Raw genomic sequence first — 21958 nt, forward strand, 5'->3', positions numbered from 1 at the left:
CCTCCATGTCACCCGTGCCCGGCTCGACCGAGCCGCAGGAGCCGGAGCAGGAGCAGTCCGTGGGCGAGCTTCTCGCCGGCGTGACCTCCGACCTCCAGACCCTGTTCCGGCAGGAGGTCGAGCTGGCGAAGGCCGAGATCAAGGAGGAGGGGGCCAGGGCGGGCAAGGCCGCCGGGATGTACGGCGGCGCCGGCTTCGCCGGTTACCTGGTGCTGCTGTTCCTGTCGCTGGCCGCCGTACTGGGGCTGGCCAATGTGATGGACGGGGGCTGGGCCGCACTGATCGTCGCCGCGGTGTGGGCCGTCGTCGCGGCCGTGCTGTACCAGAAGGGCCGCGCGCGGATGCGCACCGTCTCCCCGAAGCCCGAGCAGACCGTCGAGACCATGAAGGAGAACGCGGAATGGGCACGTCACCCGACCAGGTGAGGGCCGAGATAGAGGCCACTCGCGAACAACTCTCCACGAACGTGGACCAGCTGGCCGATCGGACCAGCCCCGGCCGGGTGGTGCGCCGCCGCGCGGACCGGATGCGCGACAGGGTGTCGGGCGTCCGCGACCGGGTCATGGGCACCGCGTCGCAGTCCGCGCACGGTGTGACGAGCACCGCGCAGTCGGCGGCCGGCTCGGTGCAGGAAGGCGCCGGGAAGGCGACCGATTCGGCTCGCGCCGCGGCCGGACAGGCGGGAGACGCCGTGCAGCAGGCGCCCGACATGGCCCGCCGGCAGACCCGGGGCAACCCGCTGGCCGCCGGCCTGGTCGCCTTCGGCGTCGGTCTGCTGGCGTCCTCGATGGTGCCCGCGTCCCGGACCGAGCAGCAGAAGGCCACCGAGCTGATGGAGCGCGGCGGCGAGGCCCTGCAGCCGGTGAAGGAGGCCGCCGCGGAGTCCGCGCAGCACCTCAAGGAAGGCGCCCGGGAGGTGACGCAGAGCGCGGCCGCGGAGGTGAAGGACACCGCGGCGCAGGCCGCACGCACCACCCAGGACGAGGCACGCGGCCGGACCGGTGAGGTCACCGAGCAGGCACGTGACTCCGGCCGGAACCTCAAGGGGTAGGACCGGCAACGCCCCGGCCCCGCCAAAGGCCGCAGGGAGCCCTGTTCCGCGGACCGCGTACGGGCCGGGACCAGGGCTCCCTGCGCGCGTTACAGCACCGGCAGGTTCTTGCGCAGTTCGAAGGCCGTGACCTCGGAGCGGTACTCCTCCCACTCCTGGCGCTTGTTGCGCAGGAAGAAGTCGAAGACGTGTTCGCCGAGGGTCTCGGCGACCAGGTCGCTGCGTTCCATCAGGGTGAGGGACTCGCCGAGGTTCTGCGGGAGGGGCTCGATGCCGAGGGCGCGGCGTTCGGCGTCGGAGAGCGCCCAGACGTCGTCCTCGGCGCCGGGCGGGAGTTCGTAGCCCTCCTCCACACCCTTCAGGCCGGCGGCCAGGAGGAGCGCGTACGTCAGGTACGGGTTGGCGCCGGAGTCGATCGAGCGGACCTCGACGCGGGCCGAGCCGGTCTTGCCGGGCTTGTACATCGGGACGCGGACCAGGGCCGAGCGGTTGTTGTGGCCCCAGCAGATGTACGAGGGGGCCTCGCCGCCGGCGCCGGCGGTGCGCTCGGAGCCGCCCCAGATGCGCTTGTAGGAGTTGACCCACTGGTTGGTGACGGCGGAGACCTCCGCCGCGTGCCGCAGCAGGCCCGCGATGAAGGAGCGGCCGACCTTGGAGAGCTGGTACTCGGCGCCCGACTCGTAGAACGCGTTGCGGTCGCCCTCGAAGAGGGACAGGTGCGTGTGCATGCCGCTGCCCGGGTATTCCGAGAACGGCTTCGGCATGAACGTGGCCTGCACGCCCTGCTCCAGCGCCACCTGCTTCATGACCAGACGGAACGTCATGATGTTGTCGGCCGTGGACAGCGCGTCCGCGTAGCGGAGGTCGATCTCCTGCTGGCCGGGGGCGCCCTCGTGGTGGGAGAACTCCACCGAGATGCCCATCGACTCCAGCATGGTGATCGCCTGCCGGCGGAAGTCCATGCCCACGTTGTGCGGGGTGTGGTCGAAGTAGCCGGAGCTGTCCGCCGGGGTCGGGCGGCTGCCGTCGACCGGCTTGTCCTTCAGCAGGAAGAACTCGATCTCCGGGTGGGTGTAGAAGGTGAAACCCTGGTCGGAGGCGCGGGCCAGCGCGCGCTTGAGGACGTAGCGCGGGTCGGCGAAGGACGGGGAGCCGTCCGGCATCAGGATGTCGCAGAACATGCGGGCCGTGCCGGGGGCCTCGGCGCGCCACGGCAGGACCTGGAACGTCGACGGGTCGGGCTTGGCGATCATGTCGGACTCGTACACCCGGGCGAAGCCCTCGATGGCGGAGCCGTCGAAGCCGATGCCCTCGTCGAACGCCTGCTCCAGCTCGGCCGGGGCCACGGCCACGGACTTCAGGAAGCCCAGCACGTCCGTGAACCACAGCCGTACGAACCGGATGTCGCGCTCCTCCAACGTCCGGAGCACGAACTCCTGCTGCTTGTCCATCTTCCGCTTCCCCATCCTCGCCGGTCAGGCCGCCAGTCTCTCCCGCACCGGGTGGCCTCCTCGGGCGGCGGTCGGGCACTTCGGCCATCCCACCACATCCGGGTTTCGCGCGTGTTGCCGACCTTGATCGTCCCACGGGCTTCCACAGCGGTGCGAAGGGCCCGTCCGCGCCAGGCGTATCACCCTGCGGCCCATCCTGCCCGCTCGGGCCCGGGTTCGTCACGGAGGGGCCCGTATGCGATCCGCGACCACGGCTACGACGCCCCGGTCACCGTCGTGCACGGCGACCGCTCCCCCGCCGACCACGCCCTGCGCGCCGACCACGAGGCGTACGCGGCGAAGCTGCCGGACGCGGCGGTGCACCTCTGGTACGAGCAGGACGTCCCGGCCGGCGCCTCCACCGGCTACGTCGACCTCACCGGCGTACCGGTCGCGGCGGGTACGCGGGCGTACCTGTGCGGTCCGCTGCCGTTCACGCGGACGGTGCGGGAGCAGCTGATCGGCAAGGGCGTCGCGCCGGCCGACATCCACTACGAGGTGTTCGGCCCGGACCTCTGGCTGGCCGAGCAGGGCCGAGCTCGCCCCGCACGGCCGCGGACTACGGCCGAGGGGCGCGGGAGATCTCCAGCAGCAGCGGGCCCGTCGGGCTCGCGGCGATGTCCGACACGGTGAGCGGGTCCAGCGAGGCGAAGAACGCCTCCTGGGCCCGCCGCAGCGCGCCGCGCAGCCGGCAGGCGGACCGGAGCGGGCAGGGCGTGCCCGTGCCGGACGCGGCCGCGCCCTCGCAGTCGACGACGTCACCCTCGCCCTCGAAGGCCCGCACCAGGGCGCCGACCGAGGCGGTACGGCCCCGCTCGGTGAGGGTGAGGCCGCCGCCCCGGCCGCGCCGGGCGGTGAGCAGGTCCATGTGCTGGAGTTCGGCGACGACCTTCGCGGCATGGGTGTACGGCACGCCCATGGCCCCGGCGACATCACGCGTCGTCGGCTGGGAGTCCTTTGCGGCCACGGCGAGGCGCATCAGGACCCGCAGGGCCAGGTCGGTGGAGCGCAGCAGCCTCATACCGGGGAGGGTAGGTAATGCGCATCTCGTCTTCAAATTATCCGCCGTAAGCCGTAAGCCGCCCCGTGCGACGGCCCGGCGGCCCGGCGGCCCGGCTCAGGGTGATCCACGGCTCACCCCCCGCCCGCCCCACCCCATAGCGTCGAGTTGACGATTACACTGGGCCGCGTGCCTCAACTTCGTCTCGCTCTGAATCAGATCGACTCGCGTGTCGGCGACCTCGCCGGCAACGCCGACACGATCGTCCGCCGGACCCGGCAGTGTGCCGAACAGGGAGCCCACCTCGTGGCGTTCCCGGAGATGGCGCTGACCGGGTATCCCGTCGAGGACCTCGCGCTGAGATCGTCCTTCGTGGAGGCCTCCCGCGAGGCCCTGCGTTCCCTCGCCGCGCGCCTCGCCGAGGAGGGCTTCGGGGAGCTGCCCGTGCTCGTCGGTTACCTCGACCGCAGCGCCGCCGCCCAGCCGAAGTACGGCCAGCCGGCCGGTGCGCCGCGCAACGCCGCGGCCGTGCTGTACGGCGGCGAGGTCGTACTGAGCTTCGCCAAGCACCATCTGCCGAACTACGGGGTCTTCGACGAGTTCCGGTACTTCGTGCCGGGCGAGACCCTGCCCGTCCTGCGGCTGCACGGCGTGGACGTCGCCCTCGCCATCTGCGAGGACCTGTGGCAGGACGGCGGCCGGGTCCCGGCCGCGCGGTCGGCGAAGGCCGGGCTGCTGCTCTCCGTCAACGCCTCGCCGTACGAGCGGGAGAAGGACGACACCCGGCTCGAACTGGTCCGCAAGCGGGCCCAGGAGGCCGGTTGCACGACCGCCTACCTCGCGATGACCGGCGGGCAGGACGAACTGGTCTTCGACGGGGACTCGATCGTCGTCGGCCGTGACGGCGACGTCGTGGCGCGCGCGCCGCAGTTCACCGAGGCGTGCATGGTGCTCGACCTCGACCTCCCGCGGGCGGCCGCGGACGCGCCGCCGGCCGGTGAGGTCGTCGACGACGGGCTGCGGATCGACCGCGTCGTCCTGTCCGAGGCACCGCTGCCCGCGTACGCGCCCGAGCTGCACGGGTCGTCCGCGCAGCCGCTCGACGACGACGAGGAGGTGTACTCGGCGCTGGTCGTGGGGCTCCGGGCGTACGTCGTGAAGAACGGCTTCGAGTCGGTGCTGATCGGTCTGTCCGGCGGGATCGACTCGGCGCTCGTCGCCGCGATCGCCTGCGACGCGGTGGGCGCGGAGAACGTCTACGGCGTGTCCATGCCCTCGAAGTACTCCTCGGACCACTCCCGGGGCGACGCGGCGGAACTGGCGCGGCGGACGGGGCTGAACCTCCGGACCGTCTCCATCGAGCCGATGTTCGACGCGTACATGGGGGCGTTGGGACTCTCCGGGCTGGCGGAGGAGAACCTGCAGTCCCGGCTTCGCGGCACGATGCTCATGGCGATCTCCAACCAGGAGGGCCACCTCGTCCTGGCGCCGGGCAACAAGTCGGAGCTGGCGGTCGGGTATTCGACGCTGTACGGCGACTCGGTGGGGGCGTACGGGCCCATCAAGGACGTCTACAAGACGTCGGTGTTCCGGCTCGCCCAATGGCGCAACCGGTCGGCGGCGGCGCGCGGCGAGACCCCGCCCGTCCCGGAGAACTCGATCGTGAAGCCGCCGAGTGCGGAACTGCGGCCGGGCCAGGTCGACACGGACTCGCTGCCGGACTATCCCGTCCTCGACGCGATCCTCGACCTGTACGTGGACCGGGACCGGGGCGCGGACGAGATCGTCGCGGCCGGGTTCGACGTGGAACTGGTGAAGAGGACACTGCGGATGGTCGACCGGGCCGAGTACAAGCGGCAGCAGTACCCGCCGGGGACGAAGATCTCCCCGAAGGGCTTCGGCAAGGACCGCCGGCTGCCGATCACGAGCGGCTGGCGGGAGTAGACGGCCCCACGCACGGGGCGGCCCCACGGACTCGCGCCCCGGGGCCGCCCGGGGCCGCCCCGCGGTCTCAGCCGTCCGGCGTCGCGATCCTCACCCGGGCCGCGACGGGGAGGTGGTCGCTCGCCGTTTCGGGAAGCGACCACGAGCTCTCCGGTTCGGCCCCCTTGACCATGATCTGGTCGATCCGCGCCATCGGGAACGCCGCCGGCCAGCTGAAGCCGAAACCGCTGCCCGCCGCTCCCTGGGTGGAACGCATCTGTGAGGTCACGGCGTTCAGGGCGCGGTCGTTCATCGTGCCGTTCAGGTCGCCGAGCAGGACGACGTTCTCCAGGGGCTCCCTCGCGATGGCCGTGCCCAGGGCGTCGGCGCTCTTGTCGCGCTGGCGGGCGGTGAAGCCGGCCTCCAGCTTCACGCGTACGGACGGGAGATGGGCGACGTACACGGCGACCTGCGCCTCGGGAGTCGTCACCGTGGCCCGCATCGCGCGCTTCCAGCCGAGGCGGATGTCGACGGCCGCCACGTCGCTCAGCGGGTACTTGCTCCACAGCCCGACGGTGCCGACCACCGCGTGGTACTCGTACGTCGAGGCCAGCGCCGTCTCGTACGTCGGGACCGCCGACGCCTTCAGTTCCTCCAGGGCCAGCACGTCCGCCCCCGAGGCGGCGACGTCACGGGCGGTGCCGGACGGGTCGGGGTTCTGGGCGTTGACGTTGTGCGTGACCACCGTGAGGTCGCCGCCGGGACCGGTCCGGTCGACGAGCAGGCCGCCGAAGAGGTTCAGCCAGACGACGGCCGGCAGCAGCACCGCGATCAGCGCCGTGGCGGACCTGCGGACCAGGGCCAGTACCAGGAGCACCGGGATGGCCAGCCCCAGCCACGGCAGGAACGTCTCGAGCAGACTGCCCAGGTTGCCGACCACGTTGGGGATCCGGGCGTGGGCCGCCATGACGAGGGCGAGCAGCACCGCGCAGACGGCGAGGACCACGCCCCGGCGCCAGATGCGGGGGTCCCCGCGCCAGCCTCTGGTCAGGCGGTCCCACAGGCGCCGAAGCCCGGTTGTCCGGCGCTGCTCGGGCCCCGAGCCACCGTCGTCCGTCTCCGTCACGTACGCCTGCTGCGCCATACCGTCGCCTCACACCTTGCCGTGCACACCGACTCCCCCTGTGTGCGTAGACCCTAGGGGATGATCGGCGTCCTTCCCGCCGTCTGTCGACGGCCGTACGGAGGCGAGGACGAGCGGAACCGTCCCGGGAGTTCCGGGTGGGATCGGGGAAAGCGCGCTCTGTGACGGAACGCGCACATTGCGGCGGGCGGGGCGTACGGGGCGGGCCTGTCGAGGGGGAGCTGCCCGTGACCGTTCCGGCGGCGGCCCTTCCGCCGGAGACCACCCCTGGCACCGGCTCTCACGAAGTGCCACCATGGAGAGGATCCGGGGACGCCGTCAGGGCGCCTCGAGATGACGTGTTAGGAGCCGTGCCATGACGCAGCTTTCGGCTGCCCCGACCTCAGGGTCACGCCCCTCCGACGGCGGCAAGGCGCTGTACGGGGGGAAGGGCACACGCCGTATCACCGTTCGTGACATCACCCTCGCCAAGGAACGCGGCGAGAAGTGGCCCATGCTCACCGCCTACGACGCGATGACCGCGTCCGTCTTCGACGAGGCCGGCATCCCGGTCATGCTCGTCGGCGACTCCGCGGGCAACTGCCACCTCGGGTACGAGACGACCGTCCCCGTCACCCTCGACGAGATGACCATGCTGTCCGCGGCCGTGGTGCGCGGCACGAGCCGCGCCCTGATCGTCGCCGACCTGCCCTTCGGCTCGTACCAGGAGGGCCCGGTGCAGGCGCTGCGCTCGGCGACCCGGCTGATCAAGGAGGCCGGGGCCGGCGCCGTGAAGCTGGAGGGCGGCGAGCGCTCGCACCGGCAGATCGAGCTGCTGGTCGAGTCCGGCATCCCGGTCATGGCGCACATCGGCCTCACCCCCCAGTCCGTGAACGCCATGGGCTACCGCGTCCAGGGGCGCGGCGAGGAGGCCGCGCAGCGGCTGCTGCGGGACGCCAAGGCCGTGCAGGACGCGGGCGCCTTCGCCGTCGTCCTGGAGCTGGTGCCGGCCGAGCTGGCCACCGAGGTGACCCGGACGCTGCACATCCCCACGGTCGGGATCGGCGCGGGGTCCGGGACGGACGCGCAGGTGCTGGTGTGGACCGACATGCTCGGGCTGACCGGGGGCAGGGTGCCGAAGTTCGTGAAGCAGTACGCGAACCTGCGTGAGGTCATGGGCGGCGCGGCGAAGGCGTTCGCCGAGGACGTCGTGGGCGGAACGTTCCCGCAGGAGGAGCACTCCGTTCACTGAACCACGCTGCCGTGGCGCTGCCGCTGAGCCATCGCCGCACACCGACGGGCCCGCCGGTCTTCCCCCAATCGGCGGGCCCGTCCCCTTTCTGCGCCTGAACCGGCGCCGCTTTCGCGGAAGTGGTACTCACCGTCGTGGTTGCTCAATCGATGGTTGCGGTGGCCGTCGCGGGGTTGTTGGAGGTGTCGGTTGCCCGACAGCCCTCTGTCGGACGGCTGTCGGGGGTTTGTCGGTGGGGGGTGACAGGGTCGGGGCATGACGCGAAACGACAACGACTCCGGTGGCGCGGGCAACGCCGTCACCGTGCGGGGGCTGGTCAAGCACTACGGCGAGACCAGGGCACTGGACGGTGTCGACCTGGATGTGCGCGAGGGCACCGTGATGGGGGTCCTCGGGCCGAACGGCGCCGGCAAGACCACCCTCGTGCGCGTTCTTTCCACCCTGCTCGCCCCGACCTCCGGCGGGGCCACCGTTGCCGGGTACGACGTGCTCCGCCAGCCCCGGCAGCTGCGCAGGGTGATCGGGCTGACCGGGCAGTACGCCTCCGTGGACGAGAAGCTCGCCGGCTGGGAGAACCTGTATCTGATCGGCCGGCTGCTCGACCTGTCCCGCAAGGAGGCCCGTGGCCGCGCCGACGAGCTGCTGGAGCGGTTCTCGCTCACCGAGGCGGCCCGGCGTCCGGCGGCCACGTACTCCGGCGGCATGCGGCGCCGGCTGGACCTGGCCGCGTCGATGATCGGCCGGCCCGCGGTGCTGTTCCTCGACGAGCCGACCACGGGCCTGGACCCGCGCACCCGCAACGAGGTGTGGGTGGAGGTCAGGCGGCTGGTCGGGGACGGGGTGACCGTGCTGCTGACCACCCAGTACATGGAGGAGGCCGAGCAGCTCGCCTCCGAGCTGACCGTCGTGGACCGCGGCAAGGTCATCGCGAACGGCGGCATCGAGGAGCTGAAGGCCAAGGTCGGCGGCCGTACCCTGCGGATCCGCCCGGCCGATCCGCTCCAGCTGCGTCCGCTCGCCGCCGCGCTCGACGAGCTGGGCATCACCGGGCTCGCCACCACCACCGTGGACTCCGAGCGGGGTGCCGTCCTGGTCCCGATCCTCAGCGACGAGCAGCTGACCGCGGTGGTCGGCGCCGTCACCGCGCGGGGTCTGACCCTCGCCTCCATCACCACCGAACTGCCCAGCCTGGACGAGGTGTTCCTCTCGCTCACCGGCCACCGTGCCAGTGCCCCGCAGGACACCGTGCCCGCCGAGACCCACGAGGAGGCCGCCGCATGAGCTCCGCGACGTCCCCGAAGACCGCGCCGGCCGCGACGACTCCGAAGACCGACGTCACCCCGGCCGGCGGGACCGCGGCGGCCGGTGCCGCCGGTGCCGCCCATGGGGCCGGTACGGCTCGGGTGGCCGCCGGGGACGGCCGGATCCCGCTGCGTTCCCATCTGCGGCACACCAGCGCGCTGGTCCGCCGCAATCTGCTGTGGATCCGGCAGGACCCGGAGTCGATGTTCGACGCCGTGCTGTTCCCGATCGTGTTCACCCTGCTGTTCGTGTACGTCTTCGGCGGCTCGATCGGGCAGTCGCTGGGCGGCGGGCAGGAGGCGTACGTGCAGTACATCGTGCCCGGCCTGATGGCCATGATGGGCATGAACATGGCCATGGGGGTGGGTACCGGCTTCAACCAGGACTTCAACACGGGTGTCATGGACCGTTTCCGGTCGCTGCCCATCGGCCGGGGCTCGGTGCTGTTCGCCAAGATCGTGGTCGAGATACTGCGCATGCTGATCGCCACCGCGATCCTCATGGTCGTCGGTGTCCTGGTCGGCTTCGACATCACCCACTGGCCGGGGCTGTTCGCCGCCGTGGGGCTGTCCGTGCTGTTCGGCTCGGCCCTCATGTGGATCTTCATCACGCTGGGTGTGACGATGAAGAGCGCGCAGTCGGTGCAGGCGATGGGCTTCCTGGTGCTGATGCCGCTGCAGTTCGGTTCGTCGATCTTCGCGCCGACCCAGTCGATGCCGGGCTGGCTGCAGACCTTCACCGACGTCAACCCGCTGTCCTCGCTGGCCGACGCCGCGCGCGGCCTGATGGTGGGCGGCCCGGTCTCGCACGACCTGTGGCTGACGGTGGCCTGGTCGGTGGGGATCACGGCGGTGATGGCACCGGTCGCGATCCACAAGTTCCGTACGAAGAGCTGACCGGGAAGCCGGTCTTCCGGCTCCGTGTGCCGGGTCAGACCAGGGCGGCGGCCTCCTCCGGGGAGAGGCGGCCGCCCTCCGCGTACGCGGCGGCGTACGCGGCGGCGCCGAGGACCTCCCGGATCCGCCGCTCGGCCCGTTCACGTACCTCGCGCTCCATGCGCCCGGCGATGTGACGGGGCGGCAGGGAGGCGTCGGCGGCACCGAGGCAACGGGCCGCGTCGCGGGCGTGCCGTCCGCCGTCCACGCCGGCCAGGGCCATGGCGGCCATGGTCAGGTGCGAGGCCCGCATATGGACGGCGATCGCCAGGGTCAGCGGGTTGTTGGACTGTGCGAGCGCCGCGCGGATCGTGCCCAGCGCCCGTTCGTCGTGTCCGTCGGCGATGTCGAGCCAGCCCTCGGCGCCGAGGATGAAGGCGTCGAAGACGGCATAGTGCGCGATACGGAACTCCTCACGCAGCGCGCGCAGTTGCTCGCGCGCCTCGGCGACGCGCCCGGTCATGCCGAGGCATCCGGTCAAAAAGAGCCGGGCGGCGGGCAGCGCCGGTTCGTGTCCGTCGCCGCCACGCCGGTCGATGATGCCGCGCAGCAGCCGCTCCCCGCGCTCCTCCTGGCCCGCCTCCAGCAGCACGCCGCCCAGCCGGGCGGTGAGCACCGTGGTCTGGGCGTGGGCGCCGAGGCGTTCTGCGTACCGGATCGCCTCCTCGTAGTCGGCGGCGGCGAGCGCGTACTCGCCGCGGCGTTCGCGTGCCTCGGCGCGGGCGGCAAGGCCCTCGGCGGCACCCCAGGCGTCGCCGATCCGCCGGTAGATCTCCAGGGCCTCGTCGGCGTCGCGCAGCGCGTCGCCGGCCCAGTCGCTGCGGTTGGCGAGGAAGTTGGCCCTCATATGCAGATTGGAGGCCAGTTCCCAGTCGAAGCCGGGTGTCTGCCGGCAGGTGCGGACGGCCGCGTCGACGACCTTGTGCAGGGTGTTCATCTCGCCGTTCAGCAGCAGGGCGAACGCCCAGAAGGCGCCGGGCGGGCGGCAGATCTGCGGCTGACCGGGTTCGTAGGCCGCGGCGATGACCCGCAGCCTGTGTTGCGCCTGCGGTGTCATCCAGTCGTCGAGCTCGGTGTCTATGCAGGCCATGTGGGCCAGATGCACTCCGCGCCGGGCCTCGGCGAGCACCTCGTCGGTCATCGGCGGCGGGGCGGCGATGCAGCTCTGCCACAACGACGGGACGGGCCGGGCCGGTTCGGCGAACGGGTCCGGCCCCAGCGCCATCACCTCACGGCACCAGGTGCGGGCCTCGGTCCGCTGGTCGCGCATCTGCCAGTACCAGGCCAGCGACAGCGTCAGGCACAGCGCCTCCTGCTCGTCGCGGGCGGCGAGGGCGTGGCGCAGCGCGGTACGCAGGTTCTCGTACTCCCGCTCCAGCCGCTCGATGGCCACCAACTGGTCCGGGCCGCGCAGCAAGGGGTCGGTGGTGCGGGCGAGTTCGCGGAAGTACGTGAGGTGGGCGCGTTCGGCGCCGGGCCGCGCTCCGGCCTCGTCGAGCCGTTCGGACGCGTACTCGGCGACCGTCTCCAGCAGCCGGTAGCGCATCTCGTCACCGCCCCTGCCGGCGCCTGCCCCCGAAGGGGCCGCCACCACCAGGGACTTGTCCACGAGCGAGCCGAGCACGTCCAGTACGGCGGGCCCGCACACGGCCTCGGCGGCGGCCAGGTCGCAGCCGCCCGCGAAGACGGACAGCCGCCGCAGGACGTCCCGTTCACCGGCGTCGAGCAGGTCCCAGGACCAGTCGACGACGGCCCGCAGGGTCTGCTGGCGGGGCCGGACGGTGCGGCTGCCGGAGGTGAGCAGCCGGAAGCGGTCGTCGAGCCGGTCGGCGATCTGGCGCGGGGTCAGCATCCGCAGCCGGGCTGCGGCGAGTTCGATGGCCAGGGGCAGCCCGTCGAGCCGGCGGCAGATCTCCGCACACGCCTTCGGGTCGTCGTCGACGCGGAAGCCGGGGCGGGCGGCGGCCCCGCGGTCGGCGAGCAGCCGCAGCGCGACCGGTTCCGGCAGCGGTTCCACCGGACGCAGCAACTCCCCCGGGACACCGAGGGGTTCACGGCTGGTGGCGAGCACGGTGAGTCCGGGGCAGCGTTCGAGGAGCGTCTCGACCAGCCGGGCGGCGGCATCCACGACGTGCTCGCAGTTGTCCAGGACGAGCAGCATGCGGCGCCTGCCGCAGTGTTCGGCGAGCCGGTCCACGGGGTCGTCGCCGCGTTCGGTGGCGGCCCGCATGCCCTCGGCGCCGGCGCCGTACAGCACGGTCTCGCGGGCGCCGACGGCGGTGACGACCGCTTCGGGGACACCGGCGGGGTCGTCGACCGGAGCGAGTTCGGCGACCCGGACGCCGTCCCGTACGCGGTCCAGGAGCCCGCCCCGGGCCGCGCCCTCCCCTGTGCCGTCGTGCTCGGCGGGCGCCGCGTCGTGCGCGGCGGACGCCCGCAGGAGGGCGTCGGCGACCTCCTGCGACAGCCGGGTCTTCCCGGCACCGCCGGGCCCGAGCAGGGTGACCAGCCGGGCCGAGGCGAGATCGTCCCGGATGGCCTCGATGTCGGCCTCCCGGCCGACGAAGGAGGTCAGCCGGGCCCGCAGGCTGCCGGGCCTGCGCGGGGGCGGTGGCGGTGGCGGTGGCGCCGATGCGGCCGTCGGCATCTCTTTCGGTCTCAGCAACTCTGCGTGCAGACAACGCAGTTCGGTACCGGGGTCGGAGCCGAGCCGGTCGGCGAGCAGTCGGCGCACGTCCTCGTAGGCGGCCAGTGCCTCGGCGGTGCGGCCGGCGTCCCGCAGGGCGCGCAGCCGCAGCACCTGGAGGGGCTCGTCGAGGGGGTGGCTGTCGCACAGGGCGGTCAGCTCGGGCAGCGACCGCTCGCCCTCGCCGAGGGCCAGGGCCGCGCCGTGCCGGGCGCGCAGGGCGTCCAGGCGCCGGGCGCCGGCCCGGGCCGCCCCACCGGTGCGGTCGGGCAGATCGGCGAGGGCGGGGCCGCGCCACAGGGCGAGGGCGTCGTCCAGCACGAGGCACGCCTTGGCCGGGTCCCCGTCGGCCAGGGCGCGCAGGCCCTCGCCGGCCAGCCGCTCGAACCGGTGCAGGTCGACGTCGTCGGGCGTGGCGGTGAGACGGTAGCCGCCGTCCTCGGAGGCCACCGCGTCCGCGCCGAGCGCCCGGCGCAGCCGCCCCACCAGCGCCTGCAGCGCGCCCGTCGCGTCGGCCGGCGGTTCGCCGTCCCACACCTCGTCGACGAGGTGACGCACCGGCACCGTACGGCCGGCCCGCAGCGCGAGCACGGTGAGCAGCGCACGCAGCCGCGCCCCGCCGAGGGGGACGGCGGTGCCGTCGGGGCGGAGTACCTGGGTGGTGCCGAGGATGCGATAGCGCACGGGGTCCATTGTCTCCGGTGGTCCGGGGGCGGTCACGAGTCGGGGTCGGGCGGGCGGGCCGGCGGCCCCGTTCGTCCGCCGCCCCACTCCTCCCCGTGCCCCATGGCCCCCCACCCTCTCCGGAACCGGTGGCCGGCGCGAGACGTTTTCCGGGTGCGCCCGGTACTGTCGGGCAGTCCGTACCGGGCGTGCCGCTCGTTTCGCCTCGTGCCCGGCGGGCGTGTGCCCGACGGGCCGTGGCCCGACAGTCAGCCCAGGGAGCCCCATGACCACCGCCACCACCCGCGCCGGCGACCGGCGGATCAGCCCGGTGTTCCTGGGCATCCTGGCCGTCACGGCGGTCACGGGATGGGCCACCTGGACCGGGTTCGCGAACCAGCCCGGTGTGGCCGTGTTCCTGTTCGTGACGGCCGCCTGGATCGTCTCGCTGTGCCTGCACGAGTACGCGCACGCCCGCACGGCGCTGCACAGCGGCGACATCTCGATCGGCGCGAAGGGCTACCTCACGCTGAATCCCGCGAAGTACACCCACGCCCTGCTCAGCATCGTGCTCCCGGTGCTGTTCGTCATCATGGGCGGGATCGGCCTCCCGGGCGGGGCGGTGTTCATCGAGCGGCACCGGATCCGGGGGCGCTGGCGGCACAGCCTGATCTCGGCGGCGGGCCCGCTGACGAACGTCCTGTTCGCGCTCGTGTGCACGGCACCGTTCTGGCTGGGCGCGCTGGACGGGGTGCCGGTCCACTTCCGGTTCGCTCTGGCGTTCCTGGCGCTGCTCCAGGTGACGGCGGCGATCCTGAACTTCCTGCCGGTGCCCGGCCTGGACGGCTACGGCGTGCTCGAGCCCTGGCTGTCCCCGGGCCTGCGGCGGCAGGTGGAGCCGTTCGCGCCGTTCGGCCTGCTGTTCGTGTTCGCCCTGCTCTGGGTGCCGGCGGTCAACGGCGTGTTCTTCGAGGTGGTCGACTCGGTCCTGTCGGCCCTGGGCATCCACGAGGTGGAGACGTACTGCGGCCTGGAGCTGTTCCGCTTCTGGCAGGGGGAGAACGAGTTCTGCGCGGTCGCCGCGTGACGGGGCCGGACGGCGACGTGTGACTCAGCCCGTGGCGGGGCCGTCGGCCCGAGGTGCCCGCGCCGCCCTCTCGGCCTCCCGCTCGATCTTCCCCCGCCGCACGTAGTACCAGGTCATGTTGGACGACAGCCCCACGAGCAGGATCCAGACGACGCCCAGCCAACTGCCCTGCACGAAGGAGACGACGGCCGCGGCGACGGCGAGGAGGCAGACGGTGAGGGCGTAGAGAGCGAGGCGGGGCATGGCGGCTGGGCTCCTGTCGGGGGACACTGCTTCGCCGACCAGTGTCCCCCATGGGGTCACACGTCCGTGACGCGGAGCCCTGCGTGTGCCTTGTAGCGGCGGTTGACGGAGATCAGGTTGGCGACCAGGGACTCCACCTGGTGGGCGTTGCGCAGCCGCCCGGCGAAGATGCCGCGCATGCCCGGAATGCGTCCGGCGAGGGCCTGCACGATCTCCACGTCGGCGCGGACCTCGCCGAGCACCATCACGTCGGTGTCGATCATGTCGGTCTCCGGGTCCTGGAGCAGGACCGCGGACAGGTGGTGGAAGGCGGCGGTGACCCGGGAGTCCGGAAGGAGGGCGGCGGCCTGCTGGGCGGCGCTGCCCTCCTCGGGCTTGAGCGCGTAGGCGCCCTGCTTGTCGAAGCCGAGCGGGTTGACGCAGTCGACGACGAGCTTGCCGGCCAGTTCCTCGCGCAGGCTTTCGAGCGTCTTGCCGTGGCCGTCCCAGGGCACGGCGACGATCACGATGTCGCTGCGGCGGGCGGTCCCGGCGTTGTCGGCGCCCTCGACGCCGTGGCCGAGCTCCTCGGCGGCGGCCTGCGCGCGTTCGGCGGCGCGCGAGCCGATGATCACCTTCTGGCCGGCCCTGGCGAGCCGGAAGGCGAGGCCCTTGCCCTGCGGTCCGGTGCCGCCGAGCACGCCGACGACGAGCCCGGAGACGTCGGGCAGGTCCCAGGGGTCCTTGGCGGGCGCCTTCGCGGGGGCGTTCCGGGGCTGCTGTGCGCTGTCGCTGGGAGTACTGGAGGTCATGGCCCGACTCTACGGGCGCGGGGAAGCAGTTTCCGGCTCGGCGGGTCCACGTGGGTCCCGTCACCGCACCGCCCGCCATCCCCTCGGTCGGGTGATCCGGAGGCGAACACCGGATGCCCGGGGCCCGGCCGGGGCAGGGTGGGGCCCATGGATGCCGTACGGGTCGCGCTGCTGCGGGACGTGCTCGCCGGGACCGAGTGGCTGGGGGCCACCCGGCGGTTCGCGGGGGCGCTGCGGGGATCGGTGGTGTCGCACGGGGGCGGGCTGCTGCTCGTGGGCACGCGGGAGTACGAGCCGTGGCACCTGGCGGCACATCTGGTGGACGAGGCCGCCTGGTCGGGCACACCGGAGCTGGCCCCGACGCTCGTACGGCACGACGCGCGCCCTTCGGATCCCGCGCACCTGGCGGTGGGGCTCGGACGGCTGGAGGCGGCGCGACGGGGCGAGACGCTGCTGGTGGTGGCGCCCGGGGAGCCCGCGGCCCCGCTGCTGGAGCGGGTGTCGGACGCCCGCCGGGCCGGCGCGACGCTGCTGTCCCTGGGCCCCGGCGACGGCGACCTGCCCGCGCTGGCCCACGAGACGCTGGCCGTCCCGGACGGCGCCGAGCTGGACCTGGACACCGTGCAGCACCTGGTCGGCGCGGCGGCCGGGGAGAACACCCTGCCGCCGTCGCGGGGCCGCCGCCCCTTCCGGGACCGCGTGTCACGCCTGGCCGACCTCCTGACGGCCCCGCCCCCGGCCCGCTGGTAGCCAAAGCGGGCCCGCCCGCGGGGTCGGCCGGTCAGGCGTCGCCGCGTCCGCCGTCCCCCTCGGCGGCGTCGTGCCACTTGGGGTCGTTCTCCCACTGGAGGTTGCGCTCGCGGGCCGTCGCCATGGCGTGCTCGGCCTCGGTGCGGCTCGTGTAGGGCCCGAAGCGGTCCTTGTTGGGACAGTCCGGACCCTCCTCGACCTTCTGGTGTTCCAGGCAGTAGTACCACTCGCCCGGCTTTCCGACCGTCCGCTTCTTGAACAGGGGCATGACCGGCTCCTCTCGCCACGGAAGACGGTGCCCCGTGGACACTGAATTAGACTCGCCGCCATGTCTGGCCAGTCGCTGCTCATCCCAGGGGAACTGTCTCCCACCCGTTCCGTACCCGGAAACATCCGCCGACCCGAGTACGTCGGGAAGCCCGCTCCCACGCCGTACACCGGGCCGGAGGTGCAGACCCCCGAGACCGTGGAGGCGATGCGGACCGCCGGGCGGATCGCGGCGCGGGCGATGGCGGAGGCCGCCAAGCTCATCGCACCCGGCGTGACCACCGACGAGCTGGACCGGGTGGCGCACGCGTACATGTGCGACCACGGCGCGTACCCGTCGACGCTCGGTTACCGCGGCTTCCCCAAGTCGCTGTGCACGTCGGTCAACGAGGTGATCTGCCACGGCATCCCGGACTCGACGGTGCTGCGCGACGGCGACATCGTCAACCTGGACGTGACGGCGTACATCGGCGGGGTGCACGGCGACAACAACGCCACGTACCTGGTGGGCGACGTGGACGAGGAGAGCCGGCTCCTGGTGGAACGCACCCGGGAGTCGCTGAACCGGGCGATCAGGGCCGTCAGGCCGGGCCGGCAGATCAACATCATCGGCCGGGTCATCGAGTCGTACGCCAAGCGCTTCGGCTACGGCGTGGTCCGGGACTTCACCGGGCACGGCATCAGCACCGCGTTCCACTCCGGGCTGATCGTCCCGCACTACGACAGTCCGCACGCGACGACGGTCATCCAGCCGGGCATGACGTTCACGATCGAGCCGATGCTGACGCTGGGCACGCACGAGTACGACATGTGGGACGACGGCTGGACGGTCGTGACGAAGGACCGCAGGCGGACGGCCCAGTTCGAGCACACCCTGGTGGTGACGGACACCGGCGCGGACATCCTGACCCTGCCGTAGCCGGACCCGAAGCCCCTCCCCCTTGGGCCCGCCCTCTTTCGGAGGGCGGGCTTTCGTCGTTCCACAACGGGGTAGGGAGTCACCGACGGGATACCGACGAGCCGTCGGCAAGGTATTGACTTAGGCAAGCCTAACCGTAAAAGATCTGGACTCATGGACTCCTTCTCGACCCTCATCCGCACCGCCTCGCACGAGCAGCACGTGGAGGCGGAGACCTCGACGTTCATGAGCGACCTGCTCGGCGGCCGGCTGGGCATGGACGCGTACGCGCGCTACACCGAGCAGCTGTGGTTCGTCTACGAGGCGCTGGAGTCCAGCACGCGGCGACTGGCGTCGGACCCGGTGGCCGGCCCGTTCGTCCGCCCGGAGTTGCTGCGCCTGCCCTCCCTGGAGCGGGACCTGGCCCACCTGCGCGGCCCCGACTGGCGCGCGACGCTGACGGCGCTGTCCGCCACGCGGGCGTACGCGGAGCGCGTCGCGCACTGCGCGGCCGAGTGGCCGGCCGGCTACATCGCCCACCACTACACCCGCTACCTCGGCGACCTCTCCGGCGGCCAGATCATCCGCGACAGGGCGGAGCGCACCTGGGGCTTCCCGAAGAAGGGCGACGGCGTCCGCTTCTACGTCTTCGAGGGGATATCCAACCCGGCCGCGTTCAAGCGCGAGTACCGCGAACTGCTCGACGGCGTCCGGGCGGACGACCTGGAGAAGCAGCGCGTCATCACCGAGTGCAAGCGGGCCTTCGCCCTGAACACCGCCGTCTTCCGCGCCCTGGGCGAGGAGTTCCCGCTGTCGGCGTGACGCCCGCTCCGCGGCTCACAGAAACCGCAGCCGTTCCATCGCCCTGCGCGACTCCTCGCTCCAGGCCCGGTACGCGGGAACCTTGCGCAGGGCATCGAGCGCGACCGTCTGCCCCAGCCGTCCGAAGTCCCGCTCCGCATCGCGCCGGCCGCCGAGAGCCGCCTTCGGCACGGCCTTCGGGTCTGCGGCCTTCTCCACGTCGTGCGGCACCTCCCACGCGGCGCCACGCGTGGGGGCCGCTTCTTTCGGGGCCGCGGGGTCTGCCGGCATCCACGCCTCGGTCTCCCGTACGGGCACCAGGGCCACAATCCGGTGCGCGCCGTCGGAAGAACGGTCACGGACGGCATCCGCCTTGCCCCGCTCGCTGTGGTCGTGGTGGATCATCACAATGTCGTAGTGGCGGAGCAGATCGGCGCTTCAGGGGCGGGTCCGGTGATCCGCCGGTCGATGAGTGGAACGAGGAACCACTGGTCACTCGCTCCCTCGGTGCTCGCGCCAGTCGTGGGCGGGAGGCTACGGAGAAGATCGCCTGACAGAGGCCGGCATTGCCTCCGAAACGGAGGTCAGTCCGGGGCGGCGCCTTGGCCTGTGCACCTGGGAGGGACCCGGCCGGCCCGGTGATCATGTTCGGGTGCGACGCCTGGCGTGCTCTCCTCGCAAGCCTGAGCCGACCTCAGCGTTCCAGGAACACCCGCCCCCCGATCTCGGTCCATCCGTACGGCTGGGGTGCCGTGAGGATCTGGGAGCCCGTGCCCTGGGTGATGTTGAGGGCGCGTCCGAGCCGGTCGGTGAGGAGGAGGGCGGCGGCGCCGGTCGCCTCGTCCTCGTCGATGCCGTCGTCGCGGCCGGGGAAGGCGCGGGCGCGGACCCGTCCGGCGGGCTCGTCCTCCCAGGCCCAGGCGTAGGTCCACTCCCCTTTCGGCGGCACGGCCAGGTCGTCGACCTCGGCGGCGGTGGCGTACTGGCGCAGGGTGCGTGGCGGCACCCACTCCGCGCGCGCCTCGATCCAGCAGAACTCCCCGTCCTGCCGGGCGCCCACCACCCCGGCGTGCGTGACCAGCTCGGGCACGTCGAGCAGCCAGGCCGCACCGACGCAGGGGTGGCCGGCGAAGGGCAGGCGCAGGGTGGGGGTGTAGATGTCGATCACCCCGCGCTCGGGGTCGTCGACGAACACGGTCTCGCTGAAGCCGAGCTTCTCCGCGAACAGCTGCCGCTCGCTCCGCCCGGGCATGACGGAACCCTCGCGGACGACACCGAGTTCGTTGCCGTACCCGCCCCGGGGGCCGCAGAAGACGCGCACCACGTCGTAGTCACTCACGGGGGCATTGAAGCATCGCGCAGCGGCCGAGGTCGCCCCAGCTCACGGTGGCGCCGGTGTGGAGCCGACCACTCCCGGGAGAACGTGAGCAGCCGCGCCCACGTGGACGATCGGAGGACTCCGGCAACGAGGAGGAACGACTGTCCCCCTTCCGGTGAGGCGCCGGCGCTACGGTGACTAAGACATACGCGGACAAGCTGCCGGCCCGACACGGACAACCGTGCACGGGGTCGTGGCACGTACAACGACTGCCGAGCCGAAGAACGAGCGGTGGTGACGGAATCCGCACCGGCCGGCTGTGCGCCCCGGGACCACTTCGGCATCGCATGTGTGCGAGGGCTTTCGTCCGACGAGGTGCTGTCCCGCCTGGGTGTCTCCAACCAGGCGCCGTACCCGCTGTGCACGCCCGACGAGGCGTTGCGGCGTTTCGGGCGGAGCGGCCACGAGACGCCTGCGGCGCGGGTGTGGGGTGTGCCGCAGCGGGGAATGGACCTTCCTCCTGGACGTTGCCGCGCACGGCGGACTGCTGCAGACCCCGGTGCTCACCCACCTGTCCATGAGCACCGAGGTTGTCGCGATCCGGGCACTCCTCGACAGCACGACCCGGATCGCGCATGTGCGATCCGGGAAACTCCTGGTCTCTTACGACGCGTGGCATTTCCAGCCGCCGGAGGGCGCCGATGCTTCGGGCCGCGGACCCAGGGGATCAAGCCCGAAGTGATCCTCCGGTTCGCGCCGCAGGAACTCACCGATCTCCGTCCGGCTCGCACCGCCACAAAGCCGCTGGAGCAAGGGGGCCAGCACGCAGTCGTACTCGCCCTGGACGAGGTCGGCGACGCCGATCGGATCCCATTCGTTGAGCAGGTGCCGAAGATCGCTCTCGGTGGAGAGTGTCCGGGGTCGCATGGCCCCAGAATGCCACCCGGAAACGACCGCCATGGACGGGGGTGGAGCACTTTCCGGAACTCCCGTGCGGGGATGAGTACGTGTACTCATCCCCGCACGGGAGTTCCGGTCCATCGTTGAGAGCGCCAAGCTTGGGCCGACCTGAAGGAACCCGCGATGCCGAACGACTCCCGCCCGCGCAGCCTCCCGCACCGGCTCCTTGCGCTTGCCACGGGCAACTGGCTTGCCAGGAGCTACCTGGCTGCCCTCGCTCTCTCCGTCCCGGCCGTGTTCCTCTTCCCGGAGAGCGGCTTCGCCTCGATCCCTCTGCTGCTCACGGCGCCTCTTTCCCTCCTGGCCGCGGTTCTGCCCTTCGGTCCGGGCACGGAGGGTGGCGAGGCGGTCGAGGCGCTGGCCATCACCTTCTGGGTCGCATGGCTCCTTCTGTGTGCCTTCGTGAACGCCGCCGTGCTCGGCGCTCTCCTCGCGGGATCCGCGACCGCCGTGTCACCCGGCTCGCGTGAGCCCCACCCGCGTGTCTCGGGCCCCTCGGAGCGGGAGGGAACGGACACTGCTCGCCGTGCAAGCCCTGGTGTGCGCAGGACTCGGGCCCTGCTGGCCCCCGCGATGGACAACTGGCTCGCGCGCGGGTATCTCGTCGTGGTCGCGTCGTCGCTGGGGTTCTTCCTCGTCGCCGCGTACCTGCTGCCGGACCCGGGGTTCGCCGGGATCTGGCCGCTCATGACCACGGCACCGCTCAGCATCGTCGCCCTCCTGGTGGCGTCCCCCGCTGAGTGGAGCTCCTCGCTCGCCTGGCTGGGCCCGTTGCTCTTCTCCGTCGGTGCGGCTCTGTCCGGACTGTTCAACGCCGTGCTGCTCGGTCGGCTCGCACGCACGCTGCGGACACGGGAAGCGCGCCCGGTCGCCTGATACCTCCGCTCCTGCCTTCGCGGTGGTGCGCTAACGTCCTTCGGCATGGGGAAAATGGGGGCGGGATCCAAACTGACTGCCGCCGTGGCCGCTTCGGGGCTGCTGCTGGTGGGCCTGCCCGCGGTGTACTTCCTGACCGCCTACGGCTGCGGCGAGGAAGAGGACCGGCTCGCCGAGGCGATGGCCCACGAGACGGTACTGGGCACATCGCCGGACGGGGCGGACCGGGCGAGCCGCTACCGGGAGTGCGATGACGACGATCGTTTCGTGGTCGTCGGGACGCGGTACCGGTACGACGGTTCGCCGAAGACGGCCCTGCGGCACTACCGGGAGGCTGCCCGGGCCGACAACTGGCGGCCCCGGACCACGGACGGCGGCGAGACCGTGCCCGGCTGCTTCACCAAGTCGGTGGACGGGACGACCGCATACCTGGGTGTGGAGAGCCCGGAGAAAGACGTTCTCCACGTGGAGATCGTCGCGGATCACGCGGAGTCGCAGTGGTGCTGAGTCCACGACGACCGCCTGATCGAGTTCCTTGAAGC

General features: G+C 72.2%; 22 protein-coding genes and 1 pseudogene. 13 read left to right on the plus strand and 10 right to left on the minus strand.

Annotated features, from left to right (window positions below):
- The first annotated feature begins 5 nt into the window (after positions 1–5).
- Positions 6–425: a phage holin family protein gene (locus ACWZEH_RS08805; RefSeq protein WP_456197173.1), complete on the plus strand. Its 420-nt coding sequence runs from the start codon at positions 6–8 to the stop codon at positions 423–425.
- Positions 401–1051: a DUF3618 domain-containing protein gene (locus tag ACWZEH_RS08810; RefSeq protein WP_456197175.1), complete on the plus strand. Its 651-nt coding sequence runs from the start codon at positions 401–403 to the stop codon at positions 1049–1051. Before ACWZEH_RS08805 ends, ACWZEH_RS08810 begins: the two co-directional genes overlap by 25 nt.
- Positions 1052–1140: 89 nt before the next feature.
- Here ACWZEH_RS08810 and ACWZEH_RS08815 read toward each other — a convergent pair whose 3' ends face one another.
- Positions 1141–2502, minus strand: a complete 1362-nt coding sequence (locus ACWZEH_RS08815; RefSeq protein WP_384015140.1) for a glutamine synthetase family protein — start codon at positions 2500–2502, stop codon at positions 1141–1143.
- A 252-nt stretch (positions 2503–2754) separates the two neighbouring features.
- Between ACWZEH_RS08815 and ACWZEH_RS08820 the strand changes: the two are divergent.
- A pseudogene (locus ACWZEH_RS08820) lies at positions 2755–3069 on the plus strand (ferredoxin reductase domain-containing protein); the annotation flags it as partial.
- 31 nt (positions 3070–3100) lie between these two features.
- Here ACWZEH_RS08820 and ACWZEH_RS08825 read toward each other — a convergent pair.
- Positions 3101–3562: an RrF2 family transcriptional regulator gene (locus ACWZEH_RS08825; protein WP_456197177.1), complete on the minus strand. Its 462-nt coding sequence runs from the start codon at positions 3560–3562 to the stop codon at positions 3101–3103.
- Positions 3563–3730: 168 nt separating this feature from the next.
- Here ACWZEH_RS08825 and ACWZEH_RS08830 point away from each other — a divergent pair, with 168 nt between their 5' ends.
- Positions 3731–5485 (plus strand): NAD+ synthase, encoded by a 1755-nt coding sequence (locus tag ACWZEH_RS08830; protein ID WP_456197179.1) that lies wholly within the window; start codon positions 3731–3733, stop codon positions 5483–5485.
- A 67-nt stretch (positions 5486–5552) separates the two neighbouring features.
- Here the strand turns inward: ACWZEH_RS08830 and ACWZEH_RS08835 are convergent, their stop codons facing one another.
- Complete coding sequence (locus tag ACWZEH_RS08835; RefSeq protein WP_456197181.1) at positions 5553–6608, minus strand: endonuclease/exonuclease/phosphatase family protein; 1056 nt, start codon at positions 6606–6608, stop codon at positions 5553–5555.
- A 355-nt stretch (positions 6609–6963) separates the two neighbouring features.
- Here ACWZEH_RS08835 and panB point away from each other — a divergent pair, with 355 nt between their 5' ends.
- From panB to ACWZEH_RS08850, 3 genes are all read left to right on the plus strand, one after another.
- Positions 6964–7839 carry a 3-methyl-2-oxobutanoate hydroxymethyltransferase gene (gene panB / locus ACWZEH_RS08840; RefSeq protein ID WP_456197183.1) on the plus strand — a complete coding sequence of 292 codons (876 nt, stop codon included), beginning with the start codon at positions 6964–6966 and terminating at the stop codon, positions 7837–7839.
- Positions 7840–8094: 255 nt separating this feature from the next.
- Complete coding sequence (locus tag ACWZEH_RS08845; protein ID WP_456197185.1) at positions 8095–9120, plus strand: ATP-binding cassette domain-containing protein; 1026 nt, start codon at positions 8095–8097, stop codon at positions 9118–9120.
- Positions 9117–10037: an ABC transporter permease gene (locus ACWZEH_RS08850; protein WP_456197187.1), complete on the plus strand. Its 921-nt coding sequence runs from the start codon at positions 9117–9119 to the stop codon at positions 10035–10037. The genes ACWZEH_RS08845 and ACWZEH_RS08850 overlap by 4 nt, the downstream gene beginning before the upstream one ends.
- Positions 10038–10071: 34 nt before the next feature.
- Here ACWZEH_RS08850 and ACWZEH_RS08855 read toward each other — a convergent pair whose 3' ends face one another.
- Positions 10072–13455 (minus strand): ATP-binding protein, encoded by a 3384-nt coding sequence (locus tag ACWZEH_RS08855; RefSeq protein ID WP_456197189.1) that lies wholly within the window; start codon positions 13453–13455, stop codon positions 10072–10074.
- Positions 13456–13711: 256 nt separating this feature from the next.
- Between ACWZEH_RS08855 and ACWZEH_RS08860 the strand changes: the two genes are divergently transcribed.
- Positions 13712–14512 (plus strand): site-2 protease family protein, encoded by an 801-nt coding sequence (locus ACWZEH_RS08860; protein WP_456197191.1) that lies wholly within the window; start codon positions 13712–13714, stop codon positions 14510–14512.
- 24 nt (positions 14513–14536) lie between these two features.
- Here the strand turns inward: ACWZEH_RS08860 and ACWZEH_RS08865 are convergent, their stop codons facing one another.
- On the minus strand, positions 14537–14755 hold the full coding sequence (locus ACWZEH_RS08865; RefSeq protein ID WP_456197193.1) for a hypothetical protein: 219 nt from the start codon (positions 14753–14755) through the stop codon (positions 14537–14539).
- 56 nt (positions 14756–14811) lie between these two features.
- The gene (gene npdG / locus ACWZEH_RS08870) at positions 14812–15546 is read right to left on the minus strand and encodes an NADPH-dependent F420 reductase (RefSeq protein ID WP_456197195.1); all 735 of its coding nucleotides are present in this window, start codon (positions 15544–15546) and stop codon (positions 14812–14814) included.
- A 147-nt stretch (positions 15547–15693) separates the two neighbouring features.
- Here npdG and ACWZEH_RS08875 point away from each other — a divergent pair, with 147 nt between their 5' ends.
- Complete coding sequence (locus ACWZEH_RS08875; protein WP_456197197.1) at positions 15694–16296, plus strand: hypothetical protein; 603 nt, start codon at positions 15694–15696, stop codon at positions 16294–16296.
- 31 nt (positions 16297–16327) lie between these two features.
- Here the strand turns inward: ACWZEH_RS08875 and ACWZEH_RS08880 are convergent, their stop codons facing one another.
- Positions 16328–16564, minus strand: coding sequence for a hypothetical protein (locus ACWZEH_RS08880; RefSeq protein ID WP_257849387.1), 237 nt, complete (start codon positions 16562–16564; stop codon positions 16328–16330).
- 60 nt (positions 16565–16624) lie between these two features.
- Between ACWZEH_RS08880 and map the strand changes: the two genes are divergently transcribed.
- Both map and ACWZEH_RS08890 read left to right on the plus strand, forming a co-directional pair.
- Positions 16625–17482: a type I methionyl aminopeptidase gene (gene map, locus ACWZEH_RS08885; RefSeq protein WP_456197199.1), complete on the plus strand. Its 858-nt coding sequence runs from the start codon at positions 16625–16627 to the stop codon at positions 17480–17482.
- Positions 17483–17635: 153 nt separating this feature from the next.
- Complete coding sequence (locus ACWZEH_RS08890; RefSeq protein WP_456197201.1) at positions 17636–18283, plus strand: biliverdin-producing heme oxygenase; 648 nt, start codon at positions 17636–17638, stop codon at positions 18281–18283.
- Between the two features lie 15 nt (positions 18284–18298).
- Here the strand turns inward: ACWZEH_RS08890 and ACWZEH_RS08895 are convergent, their stop codons facing one another.
- The 3 genes from ACWZEH_RS08895 to ACWZEH_RS08905 form a co-directional block, all read right to left on the minus strand.
- Positions 18299–18667, minus strand: coding sequence for a hypothetical protein (locus ACWZEH_RS08895; RefSeq protein ID WP_456197203.1), 369 nt, complete (start codon positions 18665–18667; stop codon positions 18299–18301).
- Between the two features lie 289 nt (positions 18668–18956).
- Positions 18957–19601: a PhzF family phenazine biosynthesis protein gene (locus ACWZEH_RS08900; protein WP_456197205.1), complete on the minus strand. Its 645-nt coding sequence runs from the start codon at positions 19599–19601 to the stop codon at positions 18957–18959.
- Between the two features lie 642 nt (positions 19602–20243).
- The gene (locus tag ACWZEH_RS08905) at positions 20244–20507 is read right to left on the minus strand and encodes a hypothetical protein (RefSeq protein ID WP_456197207.1); all 264 of its coding nucleotides are present in this window, start codon (positions 20505–20507) and stop codon (positions 20244–20246) included.
- A gap of 156 nt (positions 20508–20663) precedes the next feature.
- Between ACWZEH_RS08905 and ACWZEH_RS08910 the strand changes: the two genes are divergently transcribed.
- Positions 20664–21416, plus strand: a complete 753-nt coding sequence (locus tag ACWZEH_RS08910; RefSeq protein ID WP_456197208.1) for an SCO4225 family membrane protein — start codon at positions 20664–20666, stop codon at positions 21414–21416.
- 84 nt (positions 21417–21500) lie between these two features.
- A complete protein-coding gene (locus tag ACWZEH_RS08915; RefSeq protein WP_456197210.1) occupies positions 21501–21923 on the plus strand; it encodes a hypothetical protein in 423 nt (140 codons plus the stop codon).
- Positions 21924–21958 lie beyond the last annotated feature (35 nt).

The sequence above is a fragment of the Streptomyces yamdrokensis genome, from assembly GCF_053890455.1.